The organism is Streptomyces sp. NPDC048521, from assembly GCF_043199855.1.
Taxonomy (GTDB): domain Bacteria; phylum Actinomycetota; class Actinomycetes; order Streptomycetales; family Streptomycetaceae; genus Streptomyces.
On record NZ_JBICWR010000001.1, the window covers coordinates 136,052 to 156,638 of the forward strand.

A 20,587-nucleotide genomic window follows, 5' to 3' on the forward strand; every position below is an offset into this window, starting at 1 on the left:
GTACTCCTCCTGCTGCGGCCGCCGGGTCGCGGCCGGTGACAGACCGGGCAGACGGGTCTGCTGCCCGGGTGAGCTGAGCTGTGCGGGACCGTGATGCGTGCGCACACCATCGAGGTGCGGTGTGCGGGGGAAGAATTACAGCTTTGACTCGAACATGTCAGTCGGCTGGGTTCATTCGAGGGTTTTCCCTATGCCGCGGACACCTCTGCGCCTGGGCGGTGCGGGATCTGCGCGGTCACCTCGTGGTCCGCCGAGGGGCCCTGTGGGGTGCGTACCGCGGCCCTGAGGGGCAGCAGGTGTCCGCCGTTTCCGGGGACGAGCGAGGCGGTGAAGGCGGTCCCGCCGCTCCGGCCTCCACCGAACCGCCACTCGATCCCCCGGCCGGCGAAGGCGAGTTCCACGGATCCGCTCCGTTCCCGGGGAAGAGCGGTCCGGGGACGACCGGGTGATGGTCGGGCCGACCGCTGCGAACGGCCCCGGCGGGCAGCGGGGTCGGCGTGAGCGGGACCCGCATCCCGTCCCTGGCCCGCGCGTTGTTACGGTGCACCGCGTGTCTGACTCCTCACGCGATACCGCACAGGGCGCCGGCTGGGGCGCCGCCGAACGCGGTGCCTACCAGCAGCTGATGCCGGACCACGTCGAGAAGTTGTCGTGGCTGAACCCGAGGATCCTGTGGGCCGCCCGCAACGGCGTGCTGGCGTCCTGGTTCGGTGATCCCACCGGCCGTACCCGCAGCCGTTGGGTCGCGCGGCGGGAGGCGGCGGGGGCGCCCACCGACAAGGTGGTCCGGCGAGAGGTCCCGGACCGGTTCTCCTTCATGGTCATCGGGGACACCGGAGAGGGCGACGCCTCCCAGTACGCCGTCGTGCCGGGCCTTCTGAGGGTGGGTCAGGACACCGAGTTCGCGGTGATCGCGAGCGACGTCATCTATCCGGTGGGCAGAGCCGACGACTACGGTGACAAGTTCTTCCGGCCGTACCAGGACTATCCGGCGCCGATATACGCGATACCGGGCAACCACGACTGGTACGAGGACCTCGGCGCCTTCATGCGCGTCTTCTGCGCCGACACCCCGCCGCTCGAGCCCGAGCCTCGGCCCCGCCCGCTCACCCGCGCCTGGTGGCGGGGCCTGCTGTGGCACCGGCCGGGCCCCACGGACGAGCAACGCCTCGCGGCGGCACGGACGTTGCGATCAGCCCCGGCCCAACAGGCGGAACAGCCCGGACCGTACTGGGCGATCGACGCCGGGCCGGTCCGGATCGTCGGCATCGACACCGGCCTGCTGGGCACGGTCGACGCCGAACAGGGCGCCTGGCTGCGCGAGGTGTCCCGGGGGCCGAAGCCCAAGATCCTCATCACCGGGGCACCGCTGTACGTGGACGGCGAGCACCACCCCTGCCCCATCGAGGGCGGCGGCACCGTGGACGACATCGTCCGGGCCCCGGAGCACCACTACGTGGCCGCGATCGGCGGTGACATCCACAACTACCAGCGGTACCCGGTGGACGTGGACGGCCGCACGATCCAGTACGTGGTCGCGGGCGGCGGCGGCGCGTTCATGCACGCCACGCACACCATCCCGCGGGTGTCGGTCGCCGGTGTCACCGAGCGCGAGTTCCGCTGCTATCCGCTGCGCGGCGACTCGCTGGCCTTCTACAGCCGCCTCTACGGCCGCCGGCTGCGGCTGCGCCGCTTCTTCACCCTGACCGAGGCCGAGGCGACCGCGGTCGTCATGGAACGTCTCGGCATCGAGCCGGGCCGCGCGCCGGGCCCCGACGCCCGGGTCACCCGGCGCACCCGCCTGGTCGCCGGACTCCTCGGCACCGGACGCCGCCCCGAGCGCGCCTCCCGCTTCCGGCTGCCGGTACGGAAGATCTACACCCAGTTGTTCTCGCCGTCCTCCACCACCTACAGCCCGCCGTTCTTCAAGTGCTTCCTGCGTCTGGACGTGACGGCGGAGACGGTCCGGCTGCGCTGCTTCGCCGCGACCGGCAACCGCCCGCAGGAACTCGACCCGCCGGTCGAGGACGAGGTGACCATCCCGCTCCACTAGGCCGCTGCCGACCGCACGTAACCGATCACACGGTTGTCACACTCGCCTGCCACAATCGCGGCAGAACCGATGTACGACCGCTGGAGGAGTCCGTGCCGTCCACCCCACGCCCCCTGCGCAAGCTGGGCTTCCTCACGATCGGCCTGTTCGACGCGGCGGACCCGGCCCGGGGCCACGAGTCCACGCTGGAGATCATCGAGCTGGGCGAGCGGCTCGGTCTCGACAGCGCCTGGGTCCGCCACCGGCATCTGCAGCACGGCATCTCGTCCCCGGTCGCGGTACTCGCCGCCGCCTCGCAGCGCACCCGCCGTATCGAGCTGGGCACCGCCGTGACACCGCTGGGCTGGGAGAACCCGCTGCGGCTCGCCGAGGATCTGGCGACCGTCGACGTCCTGTCCGGCGGCCGGCTGAACCCGGGCGTCAGCGTGGGTCCGCCCCTGCACTACGAGCACGTCAAGGGCGCTCTCTACCCGGACACCGCCGACGCCGAGGACTTCAGTCACGAGCGGGTGCGGCGGCTGCTGGACCTGGTGCGCGGCAAGCCGGCCACCGGCCTCGGCGGGGTCGAGGGCGTCGGACCCACGCGGCGGCAGCCGCAGATGGAATACACCTCGGACATCGTCCAACCGCACTCCCCCGGCCTCGGCCGGCGGCTGTGGTACGGCGGCGGCAGCCTCCGCTCGGCACGCTGGGCGGGCGAGCACGGCATGAACTTCCTGACCAGCAGTGTCGTCAAAGCCGAGGGCGACGAGACGCCGCCGGACTTCGCCGAGATCCAGCTGTCCCACATCCGAAAGTTCCGGGCCCACCACCCCGACGGCGAGGCGGCCCGGGTCTCCCAGGGCCTGGTGGTGATCCCCACCGACTCGGCGACGCCGGAGCAGCGGGCCAAGTACGCGGACTACGCGGCGCAGCGCCTGCCCCGTACGGCCTCCCCGCAGGGACCGGCGCGGCTGCTGTTCGCGCCGGACCTGGTCGGCACCTCGGAGGAGATCGCCGAACGGCTGCACGCGCACGCCGCCTTCCGCGAGATCGACGAGGTGGCGTTCGCGCTGCCGTTCACCTTCGCGCACGAGGACTACGTGCAGATCCTGACCGACATCGCCACGAAGCTGGGCCCGGCGCTGGGCTGGCGGCCGGCGGGCTGACCACCATTCCGGACGGCCGCCCGCGTGCGATCACCAGCGGCCCGCCTCAGTCCCCGTGACCGGTTCGGACGGCCTCCCGTCCACGCCCACGGGCACGTCCCCGGCGAGCATCACCCGGTGCATGATCCGGGGGAAGCCGAGGTGGGCGTTGTCGCTGGGGGCGAGGTGGATGGTGGCCCGGTTGTCCCAGAAGGCGACGCTGCCGGGCTCCCAGCGGAAGCGGACCGTGTACTCGGGGCGGACCGCCTGCTCCAGCAGCATCTCCAGCAGCGCCGCGCTCTCCGGGCGGGAGACGTCCACGATCTGCTCGAGGTAGTAGCCGTTGACGAACAGCACCCGCTCGCCCGTCTCCGGGTGCACCCGCACCAGCGGATGCACGGAGGCGACCTGGTGGTCCAGGAGGTGACGGAGGTACGCGTCGTCGCCGGGCCGCGGCTGGTAGCCGACGCCGAGCCGGTGCTCGGCGCGCAGCCCGTCCACGAAGGCGCGGACCGGCGCCGACAGCCCGGCGTAGGCGGCGGCCAGGTTGGCCCAGGTCGTGTCACCGCCGTAGGGCGGGACGGTCTCCGCGCGCAGGACGGTCGCGGCCGGCGGGTCGATCCGGGCGCCGTGGTCGCAGTGCCAGCCGCGCAGCAGGGTGTGCCGGCGCCGCTGCAACCACTCCTCGTGCTCCATGCCGAACCGGCCGCCCAGCTCCAGCCGGTCGGCGGTGGTCTCCACCTCCGGGAAGCCGGCCGGCGAGGCGCTGCCCCGCCGGCCGAGGACGACCGGTTCCCCGAACCGGCGGGCGAAGGCGACATGCCCGGCGTGGTCCAGCTCCTGCCCGCGGAAGAACACCACCTTCCAGCGCAGCACGGCCTGCCGGATCAGGGCCACCACGGCGTCGTCGAGCGGCCCGGCGAGGTCGACACCGGTGATCTCGGCCCCGATGTGCCCGGCGACCGGCCTCACCTCCACGCCCGGGACCGGCTTCGCCTCCGCGCCCTCGGTCCGCTCCGTGTGACCGGCGGTGGCCCTGTGTGTCGTCATGCGTGCTCCGATGCTCGTCCGTACCGGCTCCGGAGAGATCGTGGCACTCCCCGGCCTCAGACGGCGAACTCCCGTATGACCGTGTTCCGGAACACGGCCGTGCCGTCGACGGAGAACAGCGCCAGCCGGTTGTCGACCAGATAGGGGAACACCGACGTGGAGTGCACGTACCGGCCGTCGTCCACGAACATCTCGACGGACGTGCGGTCCACGAGGATGCGCAGCCGCACCCGGCCGGCGGACCGGTCGAACGGGCTGTGGCTCTCCTGGCGGCTCCCGCCGGCGTCCGGGTTGACGGTGCCCCGCCGGTTGAGGAAGGCGTAGTCGCCGTAGATCCCGGCGTCGATGTGCCGTACGCCGTCGGGTGAGCGGCGCAACTGGACTCCGGCGCCGGTGAGTCGGTCCCAGGTGATCTCCGTGGTCAGCTCGTAGGAGATGCCGGTGTGGTCGAGGAGGCGGGTGCCGTCGACGGTCAGGTCGCCGAGGCGCACCGTGCGGGAGACGTAGGCGTCGAGTGCGGTGATCGGACGCGAGGCGAGGTGGTAGCCGCCGGAGGGAGTCTTCTTCAGAGTGATCTCGCGGACCACGGAGTCGGTGCCGTTGAACCCGTCGGCGTCGATGGTGGGTGTGGTGTGGGCGTAGGCCCAGTTGTTCAGCCAGCCGAGGGCGTACCGCGTGGCGGGGTCCACCGCTCCGTCCGGCCCACGCTTCTCGAAGGTGACCGCCGCGTACCAGTCCCAGCCATGGTCGAGCCACTGCGGGTCCGCGGAGTCGGCGGTGAACGCGCTGCCGTCGAAGGAGCCGGTCCAGTAGGCGTAGGTGGCGGGCTGTCCGGAGCCGGTGCCGTCCGCGCTCGCGCCCAGCACCCACCGTGCGGTGCCGTCGTCGGCGGTGATGCGGAACAGGTCGGGGCACTCCAGGACGCCGATGCCGTCCTTGACGAAACCGCCCGTGTACGTCCAGGACTTGAGGTCGGCCGAGTGGTAGAAGCCGATCTTGTTGCGCTCGGCGAGCGCCATCACCCAGCGGTCGCGGTCGTCGTCGCGGATCACCTTGGGGTCGCGGAAGTCGGCCACCCCCGGGTTGGCGAGAACGGGATCGGTGCCGTGGGGAGCGAAGGAGCGCCCGCCGTCGGTGGAGTAGTACAGGAACTGCTCCTGGTGGTCGGTGCCGCCGCCGGGTGACATGGTGACGAGGGCGATCACCGCGCCCGCGCCGAAGCCCGCCGTGTTCCGGGTGTCCACCACCGCCGAGCCCGACCAGACGTCGCCGTTGACCGTGGTGTCCTTGGGTACGGCGATGCCCCGGTCCGTGAAGGAGACCAGGTCGGCGCTGGTGGCCAGGCGCCAGGCGGTGCCCACCTCTCCGGCGAGGTAGTCGGCGTTGTAGAGGTAGTAGTAGTGGTACTCGCCGTCGATCCAGACCGGGCGCTGGGGATCGTTCTTCCACTGGTCGGGGACCGTGAAGTGGTACCCGGCACGGTAACCGGCGCACACCCGTGGCGCCTTCGGCCTGGCGCCGGCGGGGGCCGCGGGCAGCAGCGCGGCGCCGGCTCCGGCGGCGGATGTGGCGAACAGGGCTCTTCTGGACAGGCCACGCATCACGCATCGCCCCTCTCGTGACGAATCATGGCACCAGGACTGTAGACCTAACTCGTTAAAGGTCAAGCGTTCCCGCACCTTGACAGCGCTGTGACGCGCTTTTCATCATCTGGGGCATCAGACCTCTACTAACACGAGTTAGGCACGTGATGACCGACTCGCACCTCTCCCGCCGCGCCCTGCTGCGGTACGGCGCCTACGGCGCGGGAGCCGCGGCGCTCGCCGGTACCGCCGCGAGCTGGGACCGGCTCACGGGGACCGACATTCCGGGCCGCGACGACGGCTCCCTGGTCGTGGCCACCCTGGGCTCCGCGTTCTCCCCGGCCGGCGTCCGCGCCCTGGTCGAGGGCTTCCGCACGCTGCACCCCGACATCAAGGTCCGCGTCAACGCGGTGCAGGCCGTGGACTGGTCGGACTTCTTCGCGAAGATCCTCACGCAGATCGCGGCGGGCACCGCGCCCGACCTGGTCTATGTGGCCACCGAGGGCGTTCAGCTGTTCGCCCGGGACCTGGGCGTCCCGCTGGACCGCTGGGTGAAACGGGACGCGGCGGAGCTGACGGAGTACTTCGCCGACGTCCACCCCTCGCTGGTGGAGTCGATGATGTACGAGGGCAGCCTGTACCAGCTGCCGGTGGAGTTCAACGCGGCCGACATGTACCTCAACAGACGGGTGCTGGAGCGGGCGGACGCCGGCTTCCCGGCGGCCGACTGGACGCGGGACGACTTCACCGCGCTGCTGCGCCGGATGAAGAAGACCGGCGGCGCCCATTTCACCCCGTACTTCTGGACCAACCGGCTGTGGGGCGGGGTGGTGCCATGGCTGTTCACGAACGGCACCAATCTGCTCGCCGAGTCCAAGGCACCGGGCGGCTCCTGGCTGTGGGACGCCTTCTATCCGGCCGCGCAGCGGCAGGGGCGCGGCGGCGGCTTCCGCTGGACGACCCCGCAGGCCACGGACGACCGGGTGGCCGAGGCGTACGACTACCTCGCCGCCCTGATCCAGGAGGGGCTGTGCACCCGCCCGGAGGGCGGCAACGGCCAGAACCTCATCGGGGTGTTCTCCACCGGCCGGGTCGGCGTCACACCCGCCGGCGGTTTCTGGGCCGGCGGTCTGCATCTGGCCGGGATGCGGGACGACGGCTTCGACGTGCAGTACTTCCCACGCCGGCACACCCAGCGGCACCAGTTCGGCGCGGCCGGTTACGCGCTGCTGCGCACGTCGAAGCAGCAGGACGCGGCCTGGGAGTTCATCAAGTACTCGGCCCGCCTGGACACGCTGACCGAGCTGTTCACCACCAACCAGACGACGCCCGCCCGCCGTTCCATGCTGACGGCCGCCCGCTACCGGGAGTCCGGACCGGCGCACTGGCGGGTCTTCTACGACACCCTCGACAAGTTCCCCGACACCGGGCCCATCCCGGCCCCGCCGCAGGTCGCCGAGGTGACACAGGTGCTGCTCAAGCACACCGGGACGGCCCTGGCGAGCCCGCGCTCGGTCCGGCCCGCGCTGCGCCGGATGCAGGGCGATCTGGAGAAGGCCATGGAGCGTGACGTATGACGGACACCCGGATCACCGCCGTCCGGCCCCGGGCGGCGACCCCGCCCGTGACAGCCGCGCGGCCCTCGGCACGGGAGCGGGGGACACGCCTGCTGGCCGCACTGTTCCTGGCGCCGACCGTGGTCGGGATCGTGGTCTTCACGGTCGTACCGATCATCGGCTCGGTCGTGTTGAGCCTCTTCCACTGGAACGTGATCGATGCGCCCGGTTTCGCCGGTACGGCCAATTACCGCGAGGTGTTCACCGATTCGACCGTGTTGGTGTCCTTCGGCAACACGCTCCTCTTCATGGTCCTCGCGGTCGCCGCGCAACTGCTGATCGCGCTGGCACTCGCTCTGACAGTGAACGGCCGCATGCCGACATGGCTGCGATCGGTCTTCCGGTCGGCGTTCTTCTTCCCGCTCGTGCTGTCCGCCGCGTCCATCTCGGTCGTGATGAAGTACCTGTTCAATCAGGACTTCGGAGTGGTCAACTGGCTGATCGGTCTGATCGGGATCGCTCCGGTGCCCTGGCTGACCTCGGAGCACGGGGCGATGGCCACGGTGGTCGCCGTCTACGTGTGGCAGCAGTTCGGCTTCTCGTTCCTGCTGTTCGTGGGCGGGCTGAACAACATCCCGAAGGAGATCCACGAGGCCGCCGCCCTCGACGGCGCGACCGGTCTGCGCAAGCACCTGGCCGTCACCCTGCCGCTTCTCTCCCCCACCCTGCTGGTGGCGTCGGTGGTCGGCATCATCAACGCGTTGCAGGTCTTCGAGCAGCCGTACGTGCTCACCGACGGCGGGCCCGGCGACTCCACCCGCACGGTGGTGATGGTCATCTACGAGAAGGCCTTCGAGCAGCTCCGCTTCGGCGAGGCGTCCGCGGTGGGTGTCCTGCTGTTCGTGCTGATCATGGCGGTGACCGCCGCCCAGTTCCGGCTCAGCCGGCGTTTCGTCCACTACCAGTGAGCCGGGTGAGTCCCTTGAGCCAAGCAACCCTGACCATCGGCCGCGCCCGGCGCGCGCTCGGGCCGTGGGCGCGCATCGCCGGGCTGACCGTGTGCGCCCTGCTGACCCTCGGACCGGTCGTCTGGACCGTCTCGACCTCGTTGCGCACCCCGGCGGACTCCTTCGACCTGCCGCCGCAGATCATTCCGGCCCGCCCGAGCACCGCCGCCTACCACGGTGTCTTCGATCAGATCGACGTATGGCTGCTCGCGCTCAACTCCACGCTGGTGACCGCTCTGATCGCGGTCGGCCAGATGATCACCGCCGGGCTCGCCGGTTACGCGTTCGCGCGGCTCGACTTCCGTTTCAAGAAGCCGCTGTTCGGTCTGGTCCTGGCGACCATGATGGTCCCGTTGCAGGTCACGATCGTTCCGGTGTTCCTGGTGCTCAAGTCGATGGGCCTGACCGACACCCTGCTCGGTCTGATCGTTCCGGCGTTCCCGACCGCCTTCGGCACCTTCCTGATGCGCCAGTACTTCATGGGCATGCCGAAGGACCTGGGCGAGGCGGCCATGCTGGACGGCGCCGGGCCGTGGCGGATCTTCCGGTCCGTGTACGCGCCGCTGGCCCGGCCGGGGCTGGCGATCGTCGGCGTCCTCGCCTTCAACTACCACTGGAACGAGTTCTTCCGTCCGCTGATCCTGGAGACCTCCGGCCAGAACTACACCCTTCCGCTGGGCCTGGTCTCCCTGCAGGGCAACCTCGGGACCGGCTCCATCTCCGTCGTTCTCGCCGGTGTCGTGCTGTCGATGATTCCCGCCGTCGCCGTGTTCGTCGTCGGCCAGCGCCCCCTTCGCGAGGGCATCACCTCCGCAGGAGTCAACCGTTGAGCCCCGCCGCTCCCGCCCCGGACCCGTCCGCCCCCCGCTTCCGGGTCCGCCCGCCCGCCAACTGGATCAACGACCCCAACGGCCCCTTCCGCCGGCACGGCCGCCACCACCTGTTCTACCAGCACAACCCGGCCGCTCCGGTGCACGCGGACGTCCACTGGGGTCACGCCTCCAGCCTCGACCTGGTCCACTGGGAGCACCATCCGATCGCCCTCGCTCCGACACCCGGCGGTCCCGACGAGGCGGGCTGCTGGTCCGGATGCGTGGTGGACGACGACGGCGTCCCCACGGCCGTGTACACCGGCGTCGACCACACCCACACCGGCGTGGGCACCATCTGCCTGGCCCGCGCGGCGGACCCCGACGACGACCGGCTCATCGAGTGGCGCCGGCAGGCCACCCCCGTGGTCACGGCACCACCCGCCGGACTCGACGTGACGATGTTCCGCGACCCCTTCGTCTTCCGGTACGCCGGCCGGCGCTGGGCCCTCGTCGGCGCCGGCCACGCCGACGGCACCCCGTCGGTCCTGCTGTACGACTGCGACGAGCTGACGAACTGGCGGTTCGCCGGCGTCCTGCTGGACGGCGGCGACCCGGTGGCCGCGGACACGTTCGGCGACAAGGCCGTCGGCTGGGAGTGCCCGCAGCTGTACGAGACGCACGGCGGCGACCATGTGCTGGTGGTGTCCCTGTGGGACGGAAAGCCCTGCACCACCGGCTACCTGACGGGCCGTCTCACGGGGCAGGAGGACGGGAGGTTGCTCTTCACCGCACACACCGGCGGCCGGCTCGACCACGGCCGTGACTTTTACGCGCCGGCCGTCCTCCAGGAGCCCGGCCGGGCCCTCATGTGGGGCTGGTCGTGGGAGGCACGGGACACGTCGGCGGTCCTGGAGGCAGGTTGGGCGGGCACGCTCACCGCACCCCGGGTCGTCGATGTCCACCCCGACGGCAGCCTGCGGGTCCTGCCGGCCCCGGAGCTGGAACTCCTCCGCGCGCCCGAGCCGTTCGCGACGGCTCCGGGCCGGGTGCCGCTTCCGGTGTCGTACGACCTCACGGTCACCGCGCACGGACCTACGGCCGTCACCCTGCTGCGGACGGCGGACCGGGCGCTCACGCTCCGCCTGGACCCGGACACGGGCTCGGTCGTCCTGGACCGCAGCGGCTGGCCCCGTGCGGGCGCCGGGGGATCGGCCCCGATCACGGTGAGCGTGCCGCCCGGCCCGCGTCTCGGCGTGCGCGTCCTCGTCGACGGCTCGCTCCTCGAACTCTTCGTCGAGGACCGGGCGATGGTCACCGAGCGGGTCTACCGCCGTCCGGACGATCTGGCCGAGCTGGTGGTCGAAGGGGACGCCGAGGTCAGCGCGTGGGAACAGGTCCCACCGAGGCACGGCTGACCACGGGGCAGGCGAGCCGCCGTACCGTGGCGGGCGGGGTGCGTCCGGTGTCGATGGCGTCGAGCAGCAGCCGGGCCGCCGCCTCGCCCATCGCCCGGTGCGGCAGCGCGACCGTGGTGAGGGCCGGGGTGAGGAAGGCGGCCATGTGCTCCTGGTCGTCGTAGCCGACCACCGACAGCGCGTCGGGTACGGCGATGCCGAGGCGGGTCGCGGTGTGCAGGACGCCTGCCGCGACCCGGTCGTTGTAGCAGAAGATCCCGGTGGGGCGGCGCTCCGGGCCGGTGCCCTCGAGCAGTCGGGCGGCGCCCTCGTAGCCGCCGGTGATCTCGCCGCCGGTGCGCACGATCCACTCCTTGGGCACCGTGACGCCCTCGGCGCGCAGGGCGTCCCGGAAGCCGCGCAGCCGTTCCGTGGAGGCGATGTCACCCTGCCCGCCGACCAGGGCGATCCTGCGGTGCCCGGCCTCCAGCAGCAGCCGCGCGGCCGTACGCCCGCCGGCCCGCTCGGCCGGGATGACGGCGGGCAGCGAGTCGTCCTCGGGCAGGCAGTTGGCCAGTACGGAGTGGATGCGGTGCAGGCCCTCGGGGACGCGGACCCGGCGCAGGGACATCGCCGCGTAGATGATGCCGTCCACCCGCCGGTCGAGCAGTTCGGCGACCGCCGCGTCCTCCTTGGCCGGGTCGCCGCCGGAGTCCACGGTGATCACGAGGTGGTCGCTGTCCCAGGCGGTCTCCATCGCGCCGCGCAGCAACCGCCCGGCGAACGGCGACGAGGCGATCTCGTCGGTGACCAGTCCGATCACGGCCGTACGGCGGCGGCGCAGGCCGCGGGCGACCGGGTCGGGCCGGTAGCCGAGCTGGGCGGCGGCCTGCCGGATGCGCTCCTGGGTGGCGGGCGAGAGGTTGCCCTCGGCGCGGCCGTTGAAGACGAAGGACACGGCGGTGTGCGAGACGCCGGCGAGCCGGGCGACGTCCCGTGAGGTGGGCCGTCCGCCGCCCACCCCGGTCCTGTCCGCACCGCCGCCCATGCCGTCCGCCGTCCTCATCCCCACCCGTCCCGTTGATCGCTGTTCACCCTATCCGGGACGCCGGGAGGACGACACGGCTGAGGGAAGGCCGGGACCGGACCGGGGGGATCACTCCCGGACGCGGGCCGCGGCGGGCCGCCCAAGGATGGGACGGCGCGCGCCGGATTCCTACGGGCCGTCGCGGGCACCGGCCGGGCCCCTGCCGAGCGGTCGATCGCGGATCGCTGCTGTCACCGGCGCGACGCCCGGCCACCGTCCTCGGTGTCGTCGTCGGCGGCGTCACCGGCGCGCCGCTCCCGCATCTGGGTCCCGGCCCCGCTCTGACGGGCGTCGCGGACCTGTCGGCCGGCGCGGCAGCGCTCTGCCGCGTTGTTCCACGACCGGGCTCCGCCGCCCGCGGCGGAGCCCGGTCGGGAGAGCTGAGCTACCGCTCCTCCTCGACGCGCTCCTGGGTGACGCCCTCCGGCGCGCTGAGGCTGCCGAGGATGTCCAGCAGTTCGGCGCTGCGGCTGCCGGGCTCGGCGTGGAAGACGACCAGGGTGAGTCCGCCGGTGCCCTCCACGGACAGCTTGGTGGAGTGCAGGTCGAGGTCCCCGACCTGCGGATGGGTCAGATGGCTCACCCTGCCGCGCCGGGGCCGTACCTCGTGCCGGGCCCACAGGGTGCGGAAACGTTCGCTGCTCAGGGACAGCTCGCCGACCAGGTCGCGCAGCCGCGGGTCGTCCGCGTCCGCACCGGCCTCGGACCGGAGCGCGGCCACGCCCTCCGCGGTGAGGTCCTCCCAGTCCCGGCGCAGCTCGCGCTCGGCGGGGTCGAGGAAGACGGCCCGCAGCAGGTTGACGCCGGGCGTGTACGTCGGGGTGAGGGCGGTGGCGAGGGCGTTGGCGGCCAGGCAGTCCGTGTAGCGGTTCTGGACGTAGGCGGGGTTGCGCGGCCAGCCGTCGATGAGCTGGAGAAGGCTCGCCGGGACCCGCGCGGGACGGCGCCCGGCCCGCGCGCCGGACGCGGGCCGTTCCTGGGCGAGGCCGACGAGATGGGCGGTGGCGTCGGCGTCCAGTCGCAGCACCCGGGCGATGGCCTCGAGGACCTGCACGGACGGGTTGCGGTCGCGGCCCTGCTCCAGCCGCAGGTAGTAGTCGGAGCTGATGCCGGCCAGCAGCGCGACCTCCTCGCGGCGCAGCCCGGGCACCCGGCGCAGTCCGCCGCCGGGCAGCCCCACGTCCTCGGGTCGCACCAGTGCCCGGCGGGCGCGCAGGAACTCACCGAGCGCGTTGGTTGCGTCCATGGCACCACCGTACGGCCGTGCGGGTGGCGGTGACTGGCCCTGTCACTCCCAGGATCGTGGGGGCTCTGCCACGTCGGACGCCGTGGGCGCAGGGTGGAGACCGGGGCCACCACAGGAAATCGGTGGTCCGGACACGACGAGAGGTACGACATGACTGCACAGCTCGCCGGCACGGTCACCCCGGCCGACGGTCTGACCCTGACCCGCATGGGCTACGGCGCCATGCAACTGGCCGGGACGCACGTCTTCGGCCCGCCCAGGGACCGGGACCGGGCGGTCGCGGTGCTGCGCGCGGTGGTGGAGGCGGGTCTCACCCACATCGACACGGCCGACTTCTACGGGCCCGTGGTCGTCAACGAGATCATCAAGGAGGCCCTGCACCCCTATCCGGACGGCCTGCACATCGTCACCAAGGTCGGCGCCCGCCGGGCAGCCGACGGCGCCTGGATCATGTCGCGGCACCCCGAGGACCTGAAGGCACAGGTCTACGACAACCTGCGCAACCTCGGCGTGGAGACCCTGGACGTGGTCAATCTGCGGCTCGGCGACATGGACACCCCGAACGAGGACTCCATCGCCGAGCAGTTCGGCGTCCTGGCCGAGCTGCGCGAGCGGGGTCTGATCCGGCACCTGGGGCTCAGCGCCGCGTCCGCCGCACAGCTCGACGAGGCCCGGGCGATCGCGCCCGTGGTGACCGTGCAGAACCTGTACAACCTCGCCAACCGGCAGGACGACGCTCTTCTGAAGCGCACGGCGGCGGAGAACATCGCCTTCGTGCCGTACTTCCCGCTCGGCGGCTTCACCCCCTTGCAGTCCGAGACGCTGGCGAAGGTCGCCGTCCGGCTGGAGGCCTCGCCGCAGCAGGTCGCGCTGGCCTGGCTGCTGCGCCGTTCGCCGAACATCGCGCTCATCCCGGGCACCTCGTCGCCGGAGCACCTGCGGGAGAACATCGCCGCCGCGAGCCTGGTGCTGCCGGACGAGGCGGTGGCCGAGCTGGACGGCATCGCGGGCTGAGCGGTGCGGTGCGGGGTACTCGGGGCCCCTGATGCGGACGTACGGAAGGAGCCGCAGGTGGCAGCGGAGGACCGGCTGCGGACGTACCGCGGCAAGCGTGACTTCGAGCGGACCCGCGAGCCGTCGGGCCGGGCCGCCCGGGCCGGGGGTGACGAGCCACGGTTCGTGGTGCAGATCCACGACGCGCGCCGGATGCACTTCGACTTCCGGCTCCAGGTCGACGACGTCCTGAAGTCCTGGTCGATCCCCAAGGGCCCGTCCACCGACCCCGGGGACAAGCGGCTGGCCGTGCCGACGGAGGACCATCCGCTGGACTACGAGGACTTCGAGGGCGTGATCCCGAAGGGCGAGTACGGCGGCGGCACCGTGATCGTGTGGGACCGCGGGACGTACGAGCCGCTGAGCCACGACCGGCGGGGGTGTCCGGTGGACTTCGCGGAGTCACTTCAGCGCGGGCACGCCACCTTCCGGCTGCACGGCGCCAAGCTGCACGGCGAGTACGCCCTGACCCGGTTCCGCGGCGGCGAGGACGGTGAGGAGGCCTGGCTGCTGGTGCGCAAGGGCGCGGCCCGGTCGGACGGGCACGGCTCCCCGGATCCGCGGCGGGCCCGCTCGGTGCGTACCGGACGCACCCTCGCCCAGGTCGCGGCGGCCGACGACGAGGGGTGACCGGCGGACGCCCTGCCCGCCGGACGCCCTGCCCCCCGACCGCGGCCGGCCCCGCCGGGTGCCGAGTCGGCCGCGTCGCCGATGCCGGCCATGCTCGGCGACCGGCGGGGTTCGGCGAGGGCCGGCTGTTGGAGCGGAAGCCGGACGGGGTCGGCTGCCGGCGGTGGCGGGAGGGCGACCGGGTACGGCCGACATCGGCCGGAATCCGGGCGACACGCGGCTCGTCCTCGATGTGCCGTACGGGCTGCCGCACGGCTCGCCGGTCTGCGCGGACACGCCGAACCCGGGCTGCCCGTGGCGGTGATCAGGGGTCGGGCAGCGGCTGTTCCGCCCAGATGGTCTTGCCGCTGCCCGTCTGCCGGCTGCCCCAGCGCTGGGTGAGCTGGGCGACCAGCAGCAGTCCGCGGCCGCCCTCGTCGTAGGCGTGCGCCCGCCGCAGGTGCGGTGAGGTGGAACTGCCGTCGGACACCTCGCAGATGAGCGCCCGGTCGCGGATCAGGCGGAGCTGGATGGGCGGTGCGCCGTAGCGGATGGCGTTGGTGACGAGTTCGCTGACGACGAGTTCGGTGACGAAGGCGGCGTCCTCCAGGCCCCAGGCGGTCAGCTGCTCGCCGGCCGCCTGCCGGACGACGGCGACCTGGGCGGGGTCGGGCGGGACGTCCCAGGTGGCGACCTGGTCGGCGCCGAGGGCGCGGGTGCGGGCGAGCAGCAGGGCGACGTCGTCGCCGGGCTGGTCGGGCAGGACGGCCTTCAGGACGTTGTCGCACAGGGCGTCGAGGGAGCCGGCGGGCGCGCCCAGGGACCGCCGCAGCTCCTCACACGCGCCGTCGAAGTCCCGTTCGCGGCCCTCCAGCAGGCCGTCGGTGTACAGGGCGACGACCGAGCCCTCGGGCAGTCGGAGTTCCGTGGCCTCGAAGGGGGAGCCGCCGACACCGAGGGGTGGCCCGGCGGTCATGGGGACGAACTCGGCACTGCCGCCGGGCCGGAGGACGGCCGGGGCCGGGTGTCCGGCGGCGGCCAGTGCGAGGCGGCGGGAGACGGGGTCGTAGACGGCGTAGAGACAGGTGGCGCCGAGTTCGGCGACCTCCTCGCCGCTGTCGTCGCCGGACAGATGCGTGACCAGGTCGTCGAGGTGGGTGAGCAGCTCGTCCGGGGGCAGGTCGACGTCGGCGAGAGTGCGTACGGCGGTCCGCAGCCGGCCCATGGTGGCCGAGGACTGGATGCCGTGGCCGACCACGTCGCCGACGACCAGGCCGACCCGGCCGCCGGAGAGCGGGATGACGTCGAACCAGTCGCCGCCGACGCCGGCGAGCGATCCGCTCGGCAGATAGCGGTGGGCTACGTCGACCGCGGCCTGCCCGGGCAGGCCGCGCGGGAGCAGGCTGTGCTGCAGGGCGAGGGCGGTGGAGCGTTCGCGGGCGAAGCGGCGGGCGTTGTCGATGCAGACGGCGGCGCGGCTGGCGAGTTCCTCGGCGAAGACGGCGTCGTCGGGGCCGTAGTCGTCGGAGTGGGTCACGCGCACGCAGACGACGACGCCCAGCCGGGTGCCGCGGGCGCGCAGGGGTACGGCGATGATCGAGTGGATGCCCCGGCGGTACCGGCGGCTCTCGGGCGAGCGGGTGTCGCGATCGGCGACCAGCCGCATGAACGCGGGCTCGCCCGCCTGGCTGATCACCGCGTGGCCCTCGCGCAGCGCCCGGGCGGGCGGCGAGTCCGGGGGGTAGGTGTCCGTCTGTCCCAGGTGCACGGCCGCTTCGGGGGTGCCGACGGTGGGTGAGCCGTGGGCCACGCGGCGCAGTTCGATCGCGTCGTCGGGGCCGACGGACAGTTCGTCGGCGCCCAGCACCCAGTCGAGCAGGTCGACGCTGGCGAAGTCGGCGTACCGCGGGACCAGGAGTTCGATCAGTTCCTCGGCGGTGCGTACCACGTCCAGGGTGGTGCCGATGCCGGTCGCGGCCTCGTTCAGCAGGGCGAGGCGACGCCGGGCCCAGTACTGCTCGCTGCTGTCGAAGGCGGCGAGCGCGACGGCCGTGGGTTCGCCCGTGCCGTCGCGCACCGGCCACATCTCGATGCTCCAGGCGTGCTCGCGGTTGAGGGCGGGGGCGCCGGTGAAGCTCTCGTACCGCACCGGCCTGCCGGTCTCGGTGACCTCGCGCAGATGGTCGAGGAAGCCGCGGCTGTGCTCGGAGTCCCCGACGGTGTCCGGGTAGAACCGGCCGAGCAGCGCCTCCTCGGAAACGCCCATGACCTGGCACGTGACGTCGTTGACGCGCAGGTAGCGCTGCTGGAGGTCGAAGACCGACATGGACATGGACGCCTGCTGGAAGGCCTGGGCGGCCAGGGCTCTGCCGTCGGGGGCGGGCGGTTGGGCGGTGACCACGTATCCGGTGTCCGCACCGTCCGGGCCGAGCACCGGACAGGCGGTGAGGGCCAACTCGACGCGGTGGCCGTCGCGGTGGCGCAGGCGGACCGTGCCGGACCGCGCGCCGAGGGTCCGGCCGGGGACGTCCTCGGCGAGCAGTTCGGTCGCCGGCCGGCCCACGATGTCCCCGGCCGGGTGACCTGTGAGGAGTCGCGCGCCCTCGCTCCATCCGGTCACCCTGCCCTGGGCGTCGATGACCGCCACAGCGGGGACATGCTCCATATGACCAAGGATGATCCGATTGTCCCGGCGCATCAAGCGCGGAACCGGCTCGCATGGACGCGCCGACTCGCATCTAGCGCGGAACCGGCTCGCTTCGAGCTGGCCGCCCCCCATCAGCCCCGGTGGGCCCGCAGGGCGGCGAGGGCCCGGTCGGCGTGGGTGTTCATGCGCAGTTCGCTGCGGACGATCTCCAGCACCGTGCGGTCCTCGCCGATGACGAAGGTGACCCGCTTGGTGGGGGCGAGGGAGAAGCCCCGCTTGACGCCGAACCGCTCGCGGACCGCGCCGTCGGCGTCCGAGAGCAGCGGCATGCCGAGGGTGTGGCGCCCGGCGAACTCCTGCTGCTTGTCCACGCTGTCCCCGCTGATCCCCACGGGGTGGGCGCCCACCGCGGCTAATTCGGCGGCGAGGTCGCGGAAGTGGCAGGCCTCGGCGGTGCAGCCGACGGTGAGGGCGGCCGGATAGAAGAAGAGCACCACCGGTCCCTCGGCCAGCAGCTCGGTGAGCCGGCGGCTGGTGCCCGTCTCGTCGGGCAGGGCGAAGTCCTCGACCTTGTCCCCGACCTCGATGCGTTCCGTCACGGCCGTCCCTCCCCGTTCCGGGCGACCCCGCGGGCCCCACAGCACCAACGGCACCTGCAGCGGCAGCCGCGCCAAGGCGGCCGTCCGCTGCGGCGCGGGGCGGTGCCGCCAGTCCACGGCCATCTGCACGTTGGCCGGGAACACCCCGACGAAGAACGCGGCCGCCGCTCGCGCCGCCACGGCGCGGGTGCGGGGCGCGGCGATCCCGGCCGCCAGAGCGAGTTCTGCCACCCCGCTGCCGTACGTCCACGCCCGGGGCGAGCCCGGCAGCCCGCGGGGGACGGTGGCGTCGAACTGCCGAGGGGCGGCGAAGTGGGCGACCCCGGCGCCGGCCAGGAGGCCGGCGAGCAGCAGGGGTGAGCGTTCGGACCGGGGCACGGTTCCTCCTCTGGTGACCTGCCGCCGGATATTACTGGACGGTAGGCACCGAGGTGGCGGTCTGCCGCAGATCCTCGGGCCGCCCCGCCGGGTACGGGCCCGCACATGCCCGCTCCCCGGCCGGAGTGCCGCACGGCCCTCGCCCCCGGCGCGGTGATTGCGGCCTTGCCCGTGCCGGGGGCCCGGCGCACCCTGGTCCTATGGGCACTCAGGACGGCCCCACGCTCATCACGTCCGTGCAGCGGGCCTTCCGTCTGCTGGAAGCGGTGAGTGCGCACGAGAACGGCGCGCCGGCGAAACAGCTGGCACGCGAGACGGGGCTGCCCCTGGCCACCGCCTATCACCTGCTGCGCACCCTGGTCCATGACGGATACGTGCGGAAACTGGACGACGGCGGTTTCGTCCTCGGCGACAAACTGGAGTCCCTGCACACGGTGGGCCGCACGCAGACCCAGCTCAGCCGCGTGCGCCCGGCGCTGGCCGCCCTGCGGGACGAGCTGTCCAGCGCCACGTACCTCACGTTCTACGAGGAGGGCGAGATCAGGGTGGCCGAGATCGTCGACGGCCCCCGTACGCCTCGGGTGGATCTCTGGGTGGGGTTCGAGGACGCCGGACACGCCACGGCACTGGGCAAGTCCGTGCTGCGGGAGCTGGACGAGGAAGCCCGCCGGGACTATCTGTCCAGGCACGACCTCGCCGATCTCACGCCCCGGACGATCACCAGTCTTCCGGAGCTGCTCCGCCGGATCGAGTCGCCCCCGTTGGCACCGGCCGTCACGGATCTGGAGGAGTACGCGCTGGGCACGGTGTGCGTCGCCGTGCCCGTCTACCGCGGGGACACGCTCGGCTCGCTCGGCGTCTCCGTGCCGGTGGAGCGGCGGGACCAGCTCCAGGAGATCGGGGCACGACTGCTCCCGATCGCGAGCCGTGTGACCAGGAGCCTGTTGCTCACTATCTGAAAATCCGCTCCTTGTGGTCGCCCACGCCGGGCCGGTTTGCTGGATGAAACGGCTATTCCGGGCGTGCACCCCCTACAGGCAAGGAGTGCGGACGAGACATGAGCGAGGACCGACACCATGGTGGCGACCATGCGCCGACGCGGCTCCTCAGGGACCGTGTGGCCCGTGCCCGGCGATCGGTCCACCGGCGCGCCGCCGGGCGGCCGGCCGCGGGCACGCCCGTGCTGCCGGTTCTGCTCGTCGTCGCCGTGGCGCTCGCCGACGTCGCCGGAGGGGCGGGGATGATCTGGCTGCCGCTGCTGGCGGCCGGGCCCGCGCTGGCGGCCGCCACCAACCGGCCGTGCGGTGTGCTCTGCGTCGGTCTCCTCGCCGCGGCGCTGGGCGCGGCCCTCGGCACCGCCCACGGCGTTCCCGTACGCGAGCTGGCGGCCGTCCTGTCGGCCCTGCTGGCCGTCACCGCGGCGAGCTGCCTGGCCGGCGCGCTGCGTGGCCGCCGTGAACGGGTCCTCGCGGCGGTCCGCTCGGTCGCCGAGGCGGCACAGCACGCCCTGCTCCAGCCCGTCCCGGAGACCGTCGGCCCGTTCCAGGTGGCCGTCCGCTACAGCGCCGCGGCGGCGGAGGCCCGGATCGGCGGGGACCTCTACGCCCTCGTGCCCACCCCGCACGGAGTCAGGCTGATCGTGGGCGACGTGCGCGGCAAGGGGCTGCCCGCCGTGGGGACGGCCGCACTCGTGCTCGGGGTGTTCCGCGAGGCCGCCTACGACGAGCCCGACCTGCTCGCCGTCGTCGGCCGTATCGAGCGGAGTCTGGCGCGTAACCTCGGCCCCGACGACTTCGTCACCGCAGTGGTCGCCGGACACGCCCGGTCGGGACACCTGGAGGTCGTCAACTGCGGGCACGCGCCGCCGCTGCTGGTATCCGCGTCCGGAGACGTCGGTGCGGTGGAGCCCACCCATCCCGCTCCACCCCTCGGGCTGCGCGCCCTCTCGGGGCAGGTCCCGCGCCTCCAGCGGCTGCCCTTCGCGGTGGGGGACCAGTTGCTGCTCTACACCGACGGGGTCACCGAGGCGCGCGATCACACGCGCGCGTTCTATCCGCTGGCCGACGGAGTGGCCCGCCATGTGTCCGACGAGCCGGCCCGCACGCTCACCGCGCTCCACGACGAACTGCTCGCCCATGTGGGCGGCCGGCTGCACGACGACGCCGCCCTGCTCCTGCTCCGGAAGAACACCGCGGACGCACCGCTCTGCGCGCTGTCCGGGTCGGAGGCCGCGCGCTAGACCGGAACGCACCACTCCGCGCGCCCTCCCGGCCCAAGGCCGCACTGCAGGACCGGGACGCATTCCGCGCGCCCTCCCGATCCAAGGCCGCACTGCAGGACCGGGACGCATTCCGCGCGCCCTCCCGATCCAAGGCCGCACTGCAGG

Annotated in this window: 17 protein-coding genes and 1 pseudogene; 10 read left to right on the forward strand and 8 right to left on the reverse strand. The window is 72.7% G+C overall.

The window, feature by feature from the left end; genetic code table 11:
• Positions 1–188: 188 nt before the first annotated feature.
• Positions 189–401, reverse strand: a complete 213-nt coding sequence (locus tag ACGFRF_RS00640; RefSeq protein ID WP_393735737.1) for a DUF1905 domain-containing protein — start codon at positions 399–401, stop codon at positions 189–191.
• A 149-nt stretch (positions 402–550) separates the two neighbouring features.
• On the opposite strand from ACGFRF_RS00640, the gene ACGFRF_RS00645 reads away from it, so the two are divergent.
• A complete protein-coding gene (locus ACGFRF_RS00645; protein WP_393735739.1) occupies positions 551–2,053 on the forward strand; it encodes a metallophosphoesterase family protein in 1,503 nt (500 codons plus the stop codon).
• Positions 2,054–2,145: 92 nt separating this feature from the next.
• A complete protein-coding gene (locus ACGFRF_RS00650) occupies positions 2,146–3,201 on the forward strand; it encodes an LLM class flavin-dependent oxidoreductase (RefSeq protein ID WP_393735741.1) in 1,056 nt (351 codons plus the stop codon).
• 30 nt (positions 3,202–3,231) lie between these two features.
• On the opposite strand, the gene ACGFRF_RS00655 is transcribed toward ACGFRF_RS00650, so the two are convergent.
• Together ACGFRF_RS00655 and ACGFRF_RS00660 are read right to left on the reverse strand one after the other, a co-directional pair.
• Positions 3,232–4,230, reverse strand: a complete 999-nt coding sequence (locus ACGFRF_RS00655; RefSeq protein ID WP_393735743.1) for a TauD/TfdA dioxygenase family protein — start codon at positions 4,228–4,230, stop codon at positions 3,232–3,234.
• Positions 4,231–4,286: 56 nt separating this feature from the next.
• On the reverse strand, positions 4,287–5,831 hold the full coding sequence (locus tag ACGFRF_RS00660; protein ID WP_393735745.1) for a glycoside hydrolase family 32 protein: 1,545 nt from the start codon (positions 5,829–5,831) through the stop codon (positions 4,287–4,289).
• A gap of 149 nt (positions 5,832–5,980) precedes the next feature.
• Here ACGFRF_RS00660 and ACGFRF_RS00665 point away from each other — a divergent pair, with 149 nt between their 5' ends.
• From ACGFRF_RS00665 to ACGFRF_RS00680, 4 genes are read left to right on the forward strand one after another with little or no spacing between them, the layout of a single operon-like run.
• On the forward strand, positions 5,981–7,390 hold the full coding sequence (locus ACGFRF_RS00665) for an extracellular solute-binding protein (RefSeq protein WP_393735747.1): 1,410 nt from the start codon (positions 5,981–5,983) through the stop codon (positions 7,388–7,390).
• Positions 7,387–8,337 carry a carbohydrate ABC transporter permease gene (locus tag ACGFRF_RS00670; protein ID WP_393735749.1) on the forward strand — a complete coding sequence of 317 codons (951 nt, stop codon included), beginning with the start codon at positions 7,387–7,389 and terminating at the stop codon, positions 8,335–8,337. Before ACGFRF_RS00665 ends, ACGFRF_RS00670 begins: the two co-directional genes overlap by 4 nt.
• A 14-nt stretch (positions 8,338–8,351) precedes the next feature.
• Positions 8,352–9,206 carry a carbohydrate ABC transporter permease gene (locus ACGFRF_RS00675; RefSeq protein ID WP_393735751.1) on the forward strand — a complete coding sequence of 285 codons (855 nt, stop codon included), beginning with the start codon at positions 8,352–8,354 and terminating at the stop codon, positions 9,204–9,206.
• Positions 9,203–10,603, forward strand: coding sequence for a glycoside hydrolase family 32 protein (locus ACGFRF_RS00680; RefSeq protein ID WP_393735753.1), 1,401 nt, complete (start codon positions 9,203–9,205; stop codon positions 10,601–10,603). The genes ACGFRF_RS00675 and ACGFRF_RS00680 overlap by 4 nt, the downstream gene beginning before the upstream one ends.
• Here the strand turns inward: ACGFRF_RS00680 and ACGFRF_RS00685 are convergent.
• Together ACGFRF_RS00685 and ACGFRF_RS00690 are read right to left on the reverse strand one after the other, a co-directional pair.
• Entirely contained in the window at positions 10,566–11,648 is a 1,083-nt protein-coding gene (locus ACGFRF_RS00685) for a LacI family DNA-binding transcriptional regulator (RefSeq protein WP_393735755.1), read from the reverse strand. The genes ACGFRF_RS00680 and ACGFRF_RS00685 overlap by 38 nt on opposite strands.
• A gap of 406 nt (positions 11,649–12,054) precedes the next feature.
• Positions 12,055–12,915, reverse strand: coding sequence for a helix-turn-helix domain-containing protein (locus ACGFRF_RS00690; RefSeq protein ID WP_393735757.1), 861 nt, complete (start codon positions 12,913–12,915; stop codon positions 12,055–12,057).
• A 150-nt stretch (positions 12,916–13,065) separates the two neighbouring features.
• On the opposite strand from ACGFRF_RS00690, the gene ACGFRF_RS00695 reads away from it, so the two are divergent.
• Both ACGFRF_RS00695 and ACGFRF_RS00700 read left to right on the forward strand, forming a co-directional pair.
• On the forward strand, positions 13,066–13,929 hold the full coding sequence (locus ACGFRF_RS00695; protein WP_393735759.1) for an oxidoreductase: 864 nt from the start codon (positions 13,066–13,068) through the stop codon (positions 13,927–13,929).
• Between the two features lie 57 nt (positions 13,930–13,986).
• Positions 13,987–14,598 (forward strand): DNA polymerase ligase N-terminal domain-containing protein, encoded by a 612-nt coding sequence (locus ACGFRF_RS00700; RefSeq protein ID WP_393735761.1) that lies wholly within the window; start codon positions 13,987–13,989, stop codon positions 14,596–14,598.
• Positions 14,599–14,902: 304 nt separating this feature from the next.
• Here the strand turns inward: ACGFRF_RS00700 and ACGFRF_RS00705 are convergent, their stop codons facing one another.
• The 3 genes and pseudogenes from ACGFRF_RS00705 to ACGFRF_RS00715 all read right to left on the reverse strand — a co-directional run bounded on the left by ACGFRF_RS00705 (position 14,903) and on the right by ACGFRF_RS00715 (position 18,201).
• The gene (locus tag ACGFRF_RS00705; RefSeq protein WP_393735763.1) at positions 14,903–17,242 is read right to left on the reverse strand and encodes a SpoIIE family protein phosphatase; all 2,340 of its coding nucleotides are present in this window, start codon (positions 17,240–17,242) and stop codon (positions 14,903–14,905) included.
• A gap of 113 nt (positions 17,243–17,355) precedes the next feature.
• Complete coding sequence (locus tag ACGFRF_RS00710; RefSeq protein WP_393735765.1) at positions 17,356–17,823, reverse strand: peroxiredoxin; 468 nt, start codon at positions 17,821–17,823, stop codon at positions 17,356–17,358.
• Positions 17,820–18,201: pseudogene (locus tag ACGFRF_RS00715) on the reverse strand (hypothetical protein). Before ACGFRF_RS00715 ends, ACGFRF_RS00710 begins: the two are co-directional and overlap by 4 nt.
• Positions 18,202–18,401: 200 nt before the next feature.
• Between ACGFRF_RS00715 and ACGFRF_RS00720 the strand changes: the two are divergent.
• Complete coding sequence (locus ACGFRF_RS00720) at positions 18,402–19,160, forward strand: IclR family transcriptional regulator (protein ID WP_393735767.1); 759 nt, start codon at positions 18,402–18,404, stop codon at positions 19,158–19,160.
• Positions 19,161–19,258: 98 nt separating this feature from the next.
• Positions 19,259–20,440: a PP2C family protein-serine/threonine phosphatase gene (locus ACGFRF_RS00725; RefSeq protein WP_393735769.1), complete on the forward strand. Its 1,182-nt coding sequence runs from the start codon at positions 19,259–19,261 to the stop codon at positions 20,438–20,440.
• The last annotated feature ends 147 nt before the right edge of the window (positions 20,441–20,587 follow it).